The 13092-nt window shown below is 42.8% G+C and carries 10 protein-coding genes; 5 read left to right on the top strand and 5 right to left on the bottom strand.

The window, feature by feature from the left end:
* Positions 1-15 precede the first annotated feature (15 nt).
* Entirely contained in the window at positions 16-1512 is a 1497-nt protein-coding gene (locus H6G83_RS25145) for a hypothetical protein (protein ID WP_190477012.1), read from the bottom strand.
* A 304-nt stretch (positions 1513-1816) separates the two neighbouring features.
* Between H6G83_RS25145 and H6G83_RS25150 the strand changes: the two genes are divergently transcribed.
* Positions 1817-2593: an SDR family NAD(P)-dependent oxidoreductase gene (locus H6G83_RS25150; RefSeq protein WP_190477014.1), complete on the top strand. Its 777-nt coding sequence runs from the start codon at positions 1817-1819 to the stop codon at positions 2591-2593.
* A 167-nt stretch (positions 2594-2760) separates the two neighbouring features.
* On the opposite strand, the gene H6G83_RS25155 is transcribed toward H6G83_RS25150, so the two are convergent.
* The 3 genes from H6G83_RS25155 to H6G83_RS25165 form a co-directional block, all read right to left on the bottom strand.
* Positions 2761-3093, bottom strand: coding sequence for a hypothetical protein (locus H6G83_RS25155; RefSeq protein ID WP_190477017.1), 333 nt, complete (start codon positions 3091-3093; stop codon positions 2761-2763).
* A 146-nt stretch (positions 3094-3239) separates the two neighbouring features.
* Positions 3240-4019: a photosystem II S4 domain protein gene (locus H6G83_RS25160; protein WP_190477018.1), complete on the bottom strand. Its 780-nt coding sequence runs from the start codon at positions 4017-4019 to the stop codon at positions 3240-3242.
* Positions 4020-4151: 132 nt separating this feature from the next.
* Positions 4152-4658, bottom strand: coding sequence for a hypothetical protein (locus H6G83_RS25165; protein ID WP_190477021.1), 507 nt, complete (start codon positions 4656-4658; stop codon positions 4152-4154).
* Between the two features lie 562 nt (positions 4659-5220).
* Here H6G83_RS25165 and H6G83_RS25170 point away from each other — a divergent pair.
* Positions 5221-6081 carry an SMP-30/gluconolactonase/LRE family protein gene (locus tag H6G83_RS25170; RefSeq protein ID WP_190477036.1) on the top strand — a complete coding sequence of 287 codons (861 nt, stop codon included), beginning with the start codon at positions 5221-5223 and terminating at the stop codon, positions 6079-6081.
* A gap of 456 nt (positions 6082-6537) precedes the next feature.
* On the opposite strand, the gene H6G83_RS25175 is transcribed toward H6G83_RS25170, so the two are convergent.
* Positions 6538-9756, bottom strand: a complete 3219-nt coding sequence (locus tag H6G83_RS25175) for an ATP-binding protein (RefSeq protein WP_190477038.1) — start codon at positions 9754-9756, stop codon at positions 6538-6540.
* Positions 9757-10408: 652 nt separating this feature from the next.
* On the opposite strand from H6G83_RS25175, the gene H6G83_RS25180 reads away from it, so the two are divergent.
* The 3 genes from H6G83_RS25180 (at position 10409) to kaiC (ending at position 13056) form a co-directional block, all read left to right on the top strand.
* Positions 10409-10993: a KaiA family protein gene (locus tag H6G83_RS25180; protein ID WP_190477040.1), complete on the top strand. Its 585-nt coding sequence runs from the start codon at positions 10409-10411 to the stop codon at positions 10991-10993.
* Positions 10994-11094: 101 nt separating this feature from the next.
* Positions 11095-11421: a circadian clock protein KaiB gene (gene kaiB, locus H6G83_RS25185; RefSeq protein WP_190477043.1), complete on the top strand. Its 327-nt coding sequence runs from the start codon at positions 11095-11097 to the stop codon at positions 11419-11421.
* A 75-nt stretch (positions 11422-11496) separates the two neighbouring features.
* Positions 11497-13056 (top strand): circadian clock protein KaiC, encoded by a 1560-nt coding sequence (gene kaiC / locus H6G83_RS25190; protein WP_190477045.1) that lies wholly within the window; start codon positions 11497-11499, stop codon positions 13054-13056.
* Positions 13057-13092 lie beyond the last annotated feature (36 nt).

Raw genomic sequence — 13092 nt, forward strand, 5'->3', positions numbered from 1 at the left:
AGTAATAGCAAAACTTTATTGTTTTAACCTCTGCTGTGCTAGAGCTATCAGCCTTTGCCCTTCTGGGTAGGCGGTTGTGCCGGGTTTGATGGTGTTGAGTTGGTTGATAATACCTTGGATTTGGGCTTGGAACTGTTGCGGGTCGGAGGGAGGGGAAGCAATTAAGCTTTGAATTTGCTCGTTAGCTTGTTTCAACGCAGATTGTGATTCGGTTTCGGCTTGCAGGCGAGTTTCGATAATTCCTAAGTTGGTTTGGTATGAGGCTAATAATTTCTGTGCTTCTACATAATCTGGATCTTCGACGCGCACATCTTCTAGTTGGTCGATCGCTTTTGACCACAATTTAGCTATTTGTTCCCATTTTGTGGCTGTATGTGGGGGGTTTTGCGATGCTTGCGCCGCCGCTTGGGCAAATTGTTTTGCACCTGCAATAATTTTGCTACTCTTAGGGTCAACTAGCCCCTGAATTTTGCTTTGGTACATCGCCATTAACTTTTGCGCTTCTAAATACCTGGGGTTTTCTAGGGGAACTTCGTTAATGCGGTTAATAGCTTGTTGCCACAATTGGGATGCTGTTTGTGGTTGTGTTGGCTTGATTTTCTCGGCGGCGAGGTCAAATTCTTGCGCGGCGGTGATGAAGCTACCGATGCGAGCGTTTTCAAAGTCGCGTTTGTAGGCTTTCAGCTTACTTTTGGCTGTTTTTGCTGCTAATGTTTCGGCGGGAATTTCTTCTAGTTGGTCAATTCCGGCTTGCCAAGAGGCGATCGCTTTTTCTCTATCCTGTGTAGTAGTAGCTTGCTCATATTGTTGCTTCGCCAATTGTATGGCTTGCTCACCTTGATTAAGCGGTGTTAAAGCATTTTTATCTTGAAAGGCGATCGCATTTATCCGTGCTGCTTTCTCGCGTGCTGCTTCAAACTCATCTACAGTAAATCGCCAACTACACCTAAACCAAGTACAGTAACCTTCAGGATAATAACCCAAAAACCAGACTGGTAGATTATCTAGATGTTTTTGTGCTTGTTGGACTTTTTTTGCCCCTTCCTGAATATCGACTGGACTGGTAGCTTTATTAATTAACTGATCAGCTTGCTCAAGATTTTGAATTACACCGCGATAGTGATAATCCATACTCATATAACTAGGTAACAGTAGCATTGGTGCTGTTCTCGCTACAGGCCAGCGAATCATGGGATCAGGTAAATTTGCTACCCAAACCACCCCAGCCGAACTACCTGCAAGAATTACTACCCATTTGATTTTGCTGAAAATTCTCGATGGTCGATTAGCTTTTGCGGCTTGCTTCAGGACTTTCTGACTAAATTGTGGATATATATCGACTACAGCTTCTCTTAGTTCATCTATCCCCGCAGGAGAACCTTTTTCTAAACGCAGCTTCTCTAAGCGTTTAATGACTATTTGCTTTTCAATTTGACTAACTTGGTCATTACCGCTACATTTTTCAATTTCAGCTAGTAATAGTTTCCAGGCTCTTTTATTCAGACGATACATAGATATCAGCTATATTTTCTGATACTAGTATTCCCATTTTTCCTAGAAAACTTTAATTATAGGAAACACAGGGGTGTAGGGGTGTAAGGGTGTAGGGGTATAGGGGAAGAAAAAGTGTTTCTTCTATATTTTGCGGGAGCGAGAAACGCCCCCGTGGCAGGCTGATAAGAAAGTGCTGAGTTATGGAATAAGAGGAGAAAGCAAAAGAATTTATGACCTTTGCTCTTTCTATAGACTCATGACTAGTAACCAATGACTGTTGTTAAACTTTAGAGGAATTATCAGGAAATATTTATTATTTACAATGTCAACTGCTTTAATCACGGGTGCATCTGGTGGGATTGGTAAAGCTTTTGCACAAGAACTAGCTGCACGTCAAACAAATTTGGTGCTGGTGGCGCGTTCAGAAGCGAAACTTCATCAATTAGCTCAAGAACTACAACAGCAATACAAAGTCCAAGTAGATGTGATAGTTCAAGACTTAACAGAACCAGAGGCGGCTGGGGCTGTTTTTGATGCCACCATAGCTAAGGGATTGACAATTGACACATTAATTAATAATGCTGGTTTTGGTGACTATGGTGATTTTGCTAAAAGCGATCGCACCAGACAAGTGAAGATGGTGCAGTTGAATGTTACTGCATTGGTAGATTTAACCCACAGATTTTTGCCACTCATGCGTCAACGCGGTTCGGGAAGCATTATCAACGTCGCTTCGATCGCCGGCTTTCAACCGCTACCCTATGTTTCTGTTTACGCTGCTAGTAAGGCTTTTATCATTAGTTTTAGTGAAGCGTTATGGGCAGAAAATCGCCCGTACAATATTCGTGTTTTAGTTACCTGTCCCGGCCCTACAGAAACCGACTTTTTTACAGAAGCTAATTTTCCCCAGGCTTTGGCGGAAACCACAAATAAAGTTATGGGTTCTCAAGAGGTTGTACTTCAGTCTCTCAAAGCTTTGGACAACTGGCAACCTACGGTAATTGTTAGCGATACTGGTACGCAATTTAGAAGCGCAGTTGCTAGACTTGTCCCACGCAAAACTTTATTAAGTCTTTTGGCTAGGCATTTTAAGAGTTGACAGTTGACAGTTATCAGTTATCAGTTATCAGTTATCAGTTGACAGTTATCAGTTGATAGTTGATAGTTGTCAGTTGTCGGTTGTCAGGTGGTGTTCACTAGACCTCTTGCAAAATTCGTTCTTAGCGTTCTTTTCTTTGCGTTTTTGCGCCTACCCTACGGGAACGCCTAGCGGCGAATGCGTGAGACAAAAAAAGATTTATGCAAGAAGTCTACTGTCCCCAGTCCCCAGTCCCCAGTCCCCAGTCCCCTATCCCCAATTACCGAAAAACTGGGTTTAAAGCCCCGCCCTTCTAGGGCGGCTTTTGTGGTAGTATAACTAATGGCGGTAAAGCGCACAAATAAAAGACGAAGTAGGTCAAGCGGACTGCTCCTGATCTGGAAAGACAGGTAGTATAAATCCGCGCATCTTGTACCGCCACTTGCTTTATGCCGGGAAACCCGTCCAACGCAGTGGCTGACAAATGTGGGAGTAAACGCAAAAATTAAAAACCTTTTCAAACGCGGTCGGGCAGTCCGTGTGAGCTTGTGGACGTATCCAAACGGAGAAAGTTGAATACTAGTATTCAGATTTCTAGAGAGGACGGATGAAGCAAGAATCCTCCCTCCGGGACGCTAACGCGAACGTCTCTTTAGAGCGAGGAGTGTCAAATATACCTTGTTAGCTGGACGCGGTAACGGTCTTTTTTGGTGACGGCGATATCGCCAACTTCTAAGCGTCCTTTACCGCGAATGGCGATTAAGTCACCTGATTTCACTTGTGAACTGGCTTGGGTAACTTCTTTCCAATTGACACGGACATCGCCTGTATCAATTAAGTCAACCATTTTGTTGCGAGACATCCCAAAACCAGCAGAGGCGATCGCATCTAGTCGCAAGGACGCTTCTACTGTAGTTAATTCTTTCTTCTTCGGTTCCCTGACTTTTAACTCAGCCAAATCGATGGCTTGGGTTTTCACAGGAACCGATCGCACTTGTTTAAGATTGAACTCTAGAAACTCGGCTAACTCTGGAACTACAATTGCTTGTGCGCCTCGTTCACCCAGGACAATAATATCGCCAGTTTTCTCCCTGACGATTCCCGTTCCTAGCATTGCGCCTAAAAAGTCGCGGTGCGTCGCCGAGTCAAATAGGAAATTACCAGCGATTTCTAGGACGGTGAGGCTAACTTGGGATTGATCCAAGGGTAACTCAGCACGAGCGATCGCTAATCTTTGGCGTTCAGCTTGCGGATAACCACCCCAAGCCACCAATTGCACTTCTGTTAACCGACTAAACACTCGTCGAATTTCTGCCAATTCTGGCGGCGACAGAAAATCCGTCATCACCACTTCCCAAGTTTTAATGGCTTGTTCTGCTTGGTCAATTACACGAGCTATACTATCGCGATTTTCAACACCCTTTAAAAGTTCTTCTCTTGGCAACATTTTAAATAGTCATTAGTCATTGGTCATTAGTCATTAGTCATTAGTCCATAGTCCATAGTCAACAGTCCATAGTCCCCTTTCCCCCTTCCCCTTTCCCCTTTCCCCTTTCCCCAATTCCCAGTCCCCAGTCCCTTACACAGGAGTTGTGTCAGCGTAACCTTGGAGATTTTCTGGCTCAAACTGGCGTAATATCTTGGTTGCTTGGCGCGATAGAGCTTCAGTACCTTGAACTACAATTAAGTATTTTCCTGCATCTAAACGGTTACGGTAAGGTAAAGCATCACCGCCACCGACAACTAAGCCGACTCCACCGCCAACAACCACACCACCCAAAGCGCCGCTAGCAGCACCTAAAAGACCACCAACAACGTGATTACCAATTTCACCCGCCCAAGCAAAGGTATTCAAACCAGTGATGTAACTAAAAGTGAAACCAGCAAAAAAACCGAATGGTACTAACCACAGCGACATCAGCTTGGCTTGCTTTCTCGCTTGCAGGTTGGGGTCAATTAAGCCAAACTCATCGGCAGTTTTATAGCCTCTCCCTAAAATAGTACTATTGATGCCCTCTTTTTCTAAGGCTAAGTAAGCAGCTTCTGCTTGGATACGGTCTGGTAATACGGCAACAAGGTAATTCATTGATAGAAAAATTGTCTGATAAAAGTTTTGCCTTCATTAACAGGGTATCAGTCCTTGTTCCATCATAGGACTTAGACATAAAAACAGGGGTTTAAGGGTTTAGGGGTATAGGGGTGTAGGGGTATACCCGGATTTCTCACCAAATTTACGAAACCTAAGCGCAGAGGCTGTAGGGGCGGGTTCACAAATATGCTTCCATCATTCACGAATATCTCGTGAACCCGCCCAATTGTTAATTATTTTTGGTAGAGATTTAGGGACAGATGCACATATTATCTTAAAGCAAAGAACTTAGTAGCGATCGCTATGCCGATTAAACTTACTTTTTGCAATGATAGCGGTGATCGCCTAGCGGGGTAACTCAGCCGTTGCGATTGCGTTCACTCCCTGGGGCTTGCTTCCAGTATAACAGGGATGTCGTCACAATACTCTTTCCCTCCCAATTAGGGATCACTGATTTTTGGCTGATGGTGAAAATGCTCTCTAAATCTCTACTGGTTCAAAACCTTTTCCCTACCTATAGACAGTTGACTATGGACTATGGACTGTGGACTATGGACTAATGACTAATGACTATCAAATCAAGAATGTTTTGTATGCTCGCGCTCGTTTAGGAGAGGGGCCAGTATGGGACTCGACTCATCAATGGTTATATTGGGTTGATATTTATAACCATCGGGTAAACAGATTTAATCCTGTGACTGGGGAGAATTTGTATTTTGATGTGGGAGATGTGGTTGGTGCGATCGCCATAATTAGCACAAATCGCTTGATTATGGCGCTGCGTCACGGTTTGGCGTTTCTCAATCTGGATACAGGTGAAGTCATACCAATTATCCAAATCGAAGCCGATAAGCCGGGTAATCGTTTTAATGATGGTAAGTGCGATCGCCAAGGGCGTTTTTGGTTTGGTTCGATGTCTCCTACTGCAACTCAGGCTAGCCTTTATCGTTATGATCCTGATGGTTCTTTACACTTGATGGAAACAGGGTTGACGATTTCTAATGGATTAGGCTGGAGTCCTGATCAAAAGACATTTTATTTAACTGATTCCCCTGACCAGAAAATTTATGCTTACAACTTCGATGCGGTGACGGGTAAAATTAGCGATCGCCGCCTATTTGTTGATTTAACTGGTGAATCTTTCTATCCTGATGGCATGACCATAGATACTCAGGGTAATATCTGGTCAGCGATGTGGGATGGCTGGTGTGTAATTTGCTTTAATCCCAAGGGTGAGGAAATCTCACGCATAAACCTACCAATACAGCGTCCCACTAGTTGCACTTTTGGCGGTGAAGATTTGCGGACACTATATATTACTAGCGCTTCCGTGGGACTGAGTGAGGAAGAGATTGAAAAAAGTTTCTACTCTGGTGATTTGTTTGCGGTTGAGACTAACGTGGTGAGATTAGCCAACTAATTGGTAATTGGTAATTGGTAATTGGTAATTGGTAATGGTAGCAAAATCTAGGGTGCGTCAGTACGAGAAATCCTAACCGTACCAAGAAAATATTCACAGGACTTACGCACCAATGTTATCTGTTAAGACTGGGTGTAAGGGTGTAAGGGTGTAAGGGTGTAGGTTTTGAAGGCTTACCCCCCTACACCCCTATACCCCTATACCCTTGTCAAAACTCCTGCTGCTGTTCATAGAAAACATGAACCAATTCATGAACCCCTACACCCCTATACCCCTATACCCTTGTCCAAACCCTTGATTTTTCGTTTTCATGCGTAAGTCCTAATTCATACTGACGCACCCTACTAACTGTAGAGACGTTACATGTAACGTCTCTACATGGTTTTGGGTTTTACGCTTGTACCTCATTTACCCAAAATATGCTGTAAGTAGCGCACCCTACTAACTATCTTTGGCTCATCGTTCATTAAACCTTAAATTTTGATGAATCTGAGTCAGCAAGTCTTCCATCGAGATGGAACGAGGGACAATTTGAGTAGCGATCGCCCGCACAACATTGGCGATCGCTGAGGATTCCTGCTTTCTGCCATGACTCAGCTTAGTAGCAGATGTTACTCTACTACGGCTTAACTGTTGATCGATCACCAGAATCGGCGGCAAATCAAACGGTAAATCTGGTAAGGCTTTTAATGCTTTCACCATCTCTGGATGAATAGTTGAATCTCCTAAATAAATGAGTAGCAAATCTATACTGTGGTGGCGCATTTGTTGTAATACTTCTGCCCAACAGCGTGCCATTGTTGCCTTTAAACCAGCTGTCTGCAAATACTGGATTAAAGCTTGAAACCATTCGGTTCCCCGTTCCACCACTTCCTGCGCCACTGCTGTATTTTTCTCTGTACTGTAACCTTTGGCTGATTTGCGTCTGGTTTGTGGTAAGTCTTCTAAAATTGCCAAATCTACTACAAAGATGCTTGGTGGATAGCAAATGCCAGAAGCAATTTGTAGCACTGATAGCAAGGGATCTTTACCCTGTCTTAACCCATCCTGATGATCTTTACCCAATGGAGTTAAACAAGGAAAAACGGAAAGCCCAGGGATTTGGGAAGCAGCCAGGGTAGTATCGACATCACAAGTTACTAATGGTAAAGCTGCCAATCGGGGATGTTTAGTTAATTGTTGTAGGTAAGCTTGAGCTATAGAAGTTTCTACATCCAACAAAATTACATCAAACTGCCAAACCCTCGCCAGAAGTTCTGCTTGGTCTAAATCGTCCACTTCAATGACACGATGTTCTTGTAATGAAGGGTGGGGATTAATTGATTCCATTTCTGAATTAACTAATCTCAGAATCCGCAGGGTTTTTTTTAATGGGTTCGTTTCACTAGGGTCTAAACTTAGTGGCTGTGCTATTGGTTTGCCACATAATTTATCTAACAAAGGTGAAAGGGATGGCTGTTCTACTGGCAAAGTTAAGAAACCATCGGCGCGGTTAGCAAAAGCTAGTTCTTTTTCTGCCCCTGTAGCAGTGACAATTACGGGGATATGACGAGTTGCACCATCAGATTTCAGCAAGGTCAACACATCCCAACCAGATAATAGAGGTAACAGGGGATTTAAAAACACGGCTGTTGGTTGTAAACGTCGTGCTTTTTCCACAGCTTCTGTACCAGAACGGGCAATTACCACCCGATAACCTAAAGTTTTCAGTTGATCAGTTAAATTTTCTATATATCTGGCTACTGCTTCCACTACTAGCACTAACCTTTGGCAAGAGACAGGATGATTTTCTTGACTCGCCGTTACCCGATGGCTTGTGTTGGTGCTGGGGGTGGAGAAATTTTCTCTACCCACTTCCGACTCAGCATAACTAGTACTAGGTGGACTGGGTGGTAAAAGTAGGGTAAATTGACTACCTTTACCTTCCCGCGATAAAAAGCTGACATCGCCACCGTGGAGACGCGCTAAAGCCCTAGTTAATACTAGTCCTAAACCTGTGCCTTCAAACTGGCGGGTGAGGGGGTTTTCTAGTTGTTGGAACTTTTGGAAGATGAGATGTTGCTGGTGTTCGGGAATACCAATACCTGTATCCCATACTGTAAAAGCAATCCATCCTTCCCAACGACTCACGCGCAAACCAATTTCCCCAGATATTTCTGTGAATTTGAAGGCGTTAGATAATAGATGAACCAGCATTTGCCGCAGGCGCAACTCATCAGCTACTATCTGGTCTAAGTCGAGTTCCATCGATAGGGTAAATTCTGGGGTCGATGGGTTGGTGGCGGAGTTGGTGTTTTTACTAGTTTGATTATGAATCGCTTTGGCTTCGGAAAGGGCGCGATCGCACACAGCCCGAATACTCACAGGTACTGGTGTTAGTTCCATTTGCCCTGTTTCCATCCGGGTTAAATCCAAAATGTCATTCACCACACTCATCAGGTGACGACCACTTTGGTGAATTAGTCCCGCGTAACGGGCTTGGCGTTCGTTGAGTTTTCCCAACTGCTGATCTACTAGCAACCTGGATAAGCCCAAAACTGCTGTTAAGGGTGTCTTCAGTTCGTGACTAATACAAGCCAAAAATTCATCTTTTAAGCGATTTAATTGGATAAGGTCGGCATTTTTGGCAGCTAGTTCTTTACACAGTTGCTGCTGTTCTGTGATGTCAGTCGCCAACACCAGCCATAAATCATCGCTGCTGGACAATTTTAAATCAGGGCTATCTAAAAGAATTTTCGCAAACTGCCATACTCGTTCTTTTCCGTTCTGCACTTCTACAACACAGGTACAAGTATTCAGTTGATGATCTAAAAAGCAACGACTAGACGCGGTTTTGGCAGTTGTGGCTGGTTCGTAGGCTGAATGGGGTAGCAAACCTGTAGTTGGTATTTTGGCTAACTCTTCCCCTACCAAGTCATAACTTTTAGTATGATTCTTTGCCACACCAGTTTTTTGCCCTACATATTCTGGCTGTTTCATCCTGGTGGCTGCTAATATGGACTCTACTTGTTGGCGCACTCCCTCCGGGTCTTTTAACGCCCCTAATTGTTGCCACCAAGCCAAATTTTGCGTTAATACTTCACCCGTACCTGTTTGCAACATTAAAGGCCAAGGTAGGCTTTCTAATAACTGTATCAGTGGTTGGTATTGGTTGTTTCTGGTTGTGCCGCTCATTGTAGGGGAACGCTTAAATCCAGGTTCACTGATATGATTTGTCTTGGGGTTGTGGGTTGGGACATAGCCAGTACCTGCACTTTGTTCTTTGGCTAATACTGCCAATAGGCGTACACTGTTAAGTAGCCCCAAAAGCTTACCGTCCCCATCCACTAGCGCACAATCCGCGTTATGAGCTTGGTGATAGCGCCAAAATATGGTTAATTGCTCTACACTATGGCTGGCTGGTAATATCTGTATTGGTTCAATTAAAGCTTGACTAAAGGTTGACAGTGGCTGTTGTAAGTTTAAAAATAATTCATTACCTGTGGCGGCTAAAAACTTTTGTGCTAGCTGGCCAGAGTGCAGCAACCCAACGGGGCGATGCTGTTCATTTACTATCACCAAGCGATCGCATTGCTTTTGCTCAAAAACCTCCAGCACCGTTGCCAGAGTACTTGTTTCTGAGCAACTGCTTACACTTGCTAGAAATTCATCAAGCGGATACTGTAGCATTGACATAAGGCTTTGGGGGTCATTCTTCCTATGAAAGCCTCTGGCTGCAACATCAGCACAGAAGCAGATAGTTTTATTGCCAGCAGCAATTTCCTCTAAGAAGACTCATATAAGCGATTTTGGTACAGCTTTAACACTATTGAAACAATAGATTTACTTCTCTCGAACACTACTGTTTGAAGTCACCAGTTTTAGGAGCGGTGACATTTTCCAGGCTCCTGATAACTCTGGCAGGGGCAGCACAGCAGTTTTCTACAGGTGTTTCAAATTTTGATCGATAGTGACAGCTAAGACAATTATGGCTCCAAATATTCGCTTTAGAACCTTGAGGAATTATAATGATTAAGAATGCGACAATACTTTAATTTCGTTTAAGTATCTTATCAAGGAGCAGTGGAATAAATCCCTATTTAGATAGATATACATCTGTAAATCATGAATTAGCTAATGTATTTTTGACAACGAGCAAATTTACTAATTGTAATTTCTCCGCTCATTTACTTACCCGGTCGGGCGATTGAGTAGATACTTACATCTATATATTTTGACACGATGTCTTTTTTAGTAACGGGATTACTAGTTACGAAATCTCAATTATTATCACTAATTATCCTTCCTCTGTTGGCGATGGTGATGGCAAAAATATACAAGTATGTAAATGCTACTATTAATATTGATTTTCCAACCAGATGTTAAAGAAAATTTAGATCATCCACCAAAGCCAGCTACTAGTACAGTATTAAGCGGATGCCTAGAGAGTATATATTGGTCTACTAAGGTTTACGTATACCTTTTGCCTCTAGTTGCTGCCACTGTTACGAGAATCTACTATCTCCAGAAACGGTGGCGATCGCAACCTCATGTAAATTCTACTAGTAAATACCCCCCTTTATCTAAATGCCAAAAGCCAAAAGCACAGCAGGTTTGTCAGCACATGACTCAAGAAGTTGATCGGCAAGTATTATTGCAGCAACTCAGATCAGATTATCGTCAGATACTTTTAAGTTACTTTACTACAGACAAAACACTACAAGAAAAAATTGATAAATTTGTCAATGCAGTATTTTGTGCTAATATTCCTGTGCCAGAAATTATAGAAATTCATATGGAACAGATTGATGAATTTTCTCATCAGCTACGCTTAGAAGGTAGAGGTGATGAGACTCTAATGGACTATCGTTTAACTCTTATAGACATCCTAGCTCATCTTTGTGAAACCTATAGGGGGGCAATTTTTAAATAGTAGAAGCGATCCCAACAAAAGCCAAAAACAAAATATAATTCACCACAAAATTTATGGATACCCTTTAATATTAAAATGTTAACTTTTTATCTGATATTTTTATGAATAAAGCCAGAAAGACTTACGTCCTCAAGCTTTACGTTGCCGGGAACACACCCAATTCCGTCCGAGCCTTGAAGACGCTCAAAAATATTTTAGAACAGGAGTTTAAAGGTATTTATGCTCTCAAGGTGATCGATGTGCTGAAAAACCCCCAGCTAGCGGAGGAGGATAAAATATTAGCGACACCGACATTATCGAAAATTTTGCCGCCACCAGTCCGCAAAATTATCGGTGACTTGTCAGACCGGGAAAGAGTGTTAATCGGTTTAGATTTACTCTATGAAGAATTAACAGAAGAAGATTGGGAAGCACAAAATAATCTGTAATCTTTAAATGTTAAAAATAATTAACCAAATTTAGTGATATAAAAACTGGGGATAGCACCCTATTATTAGCAAGCGATGAGTGAAACCGAGCAACAGGAACAGAAAAATACACCAGGTAATGGTGTAGAAAAAATTCGCACGATGATCGAAGGCTTTGACGATATTAGTCATGGCGGTTTACCAGCAGGTAGAACAACCTTAGTCAGTGGCACATCTGGGACAGGCAAAACTTTATTATCTTTACAGTTTCTCTTTAATGGGATCACTCATTTTGATGAACCCGGTGTCTTTGTCACCTTTGAAGAATCCCCCAGTGATATCATCAAGAATGCACATATTTTTGGCTGGAATTTACAACGCCTAATTAATGAGGGTAAGTTATTTATTTTAGATGCGTCTCCCGACCCAGAAGGGCAAGATATTGTGGGAAACTTCGACCTTTCCGCCTTAATTGAGCGCTTGCAATATGCCATCCGCAAATATAAAGCCAAAAGAGTATCTATCGACTCAATTACCGCCGTATTCCAGCAGTATGAAGCGGTGGGGGTGGTACGTCGGGAGATATTCCGCTTAGTAGCGCGTCTCAAACAACTCAATGTTACCACGGTAATTACCACCGAACGGGGTGAAGAATATGGCCCGGTAGCTTCCTTTGGTGTGGAAGAATTTGTTTCCGATAATGTGGTCATTGTCCGCAACGTTTTAGAAGGGGAACGCCGTCGCCGCACCATTGAAATTCTCAAGTTGCGGGGGACGACTCACATGAAAGGTGAGTATCCTTTCACAATTACCAATGAAGGTGTCAACATTTTCCCCTTGGGAGCAATGCGCCTCACCCAAAGGTCTTCTAACATCCGAGTTTCTTCTGGGGTGATAACTTTAGATCAAATGTGTGGTGGTGGTTTCTTCAAAGATTCGATTATTCTCGCCACAGGCGCTACAGGTACAGGAAAAACCCTGTTAGTGAGTAAATTCTTACAAAATGGCTGCGTCAACAACGAGCGAGCAATATTGTTTGCTTATGAAGAATCACGCGCTCAATTATCTCGCAATGCTTACTCTTGGGGTATTGATTTTGAAGAATTAGAAAGCCAAGGTTTACTGAAGATTATTTGTACCTACCCAGAATCAACTGGTTTAGAAGATCATTTACAAATTATTAAGTCGGAAATTGCCCACTTTAAACCGTCACGTATTGCAATTGACTCGCTGTCAGCATTAGCTAGGGGTGTAAGTAATAACGCCTTCCGTCAGTTTGTCATTGGTGTTACAGGTTATGCCAAACAAGAAGAAATTACAGGTTTCTTCACCAATACAACAGACCAATTTATGGGATCGCATTCAATTACCGACTCCCATATATCGACAATTACCGACACCATCTTGATGCTACAGTACGTAGAAATTCGCGGAGAAATGTCAAGAGCAATTAACGTATTTAAGATGAGAGGTTCCTGGCACGATAAAGGAATTAGAGAATATAATATCACGGCAGACGGGCCAGAAATCAAAGACTCGTTCCGTAACTACGAAAGAATTGTCAGTGGCGCTCCTACCCGTGTTAGTTTTGACGAGAAGGCGGAACTTTCCCGCATCGTCAGACGTTTTGAAGACAAACAGGGTTCCGATTCCTAAGTTTGGTATCGTACTATATTCCTCTGAAAATTTAGT

This window comes from Anabaena azotica FACHB-119 (assembly GCF_014697625.1).
In the GTDB taxonomy this organism is placed as follows: Bacteria; Cyanobacteriota; Cyanobacteriia; order Cyanobacteriales; family Nostocaceae; genus Trichormus; species Trichormus azoticus_A.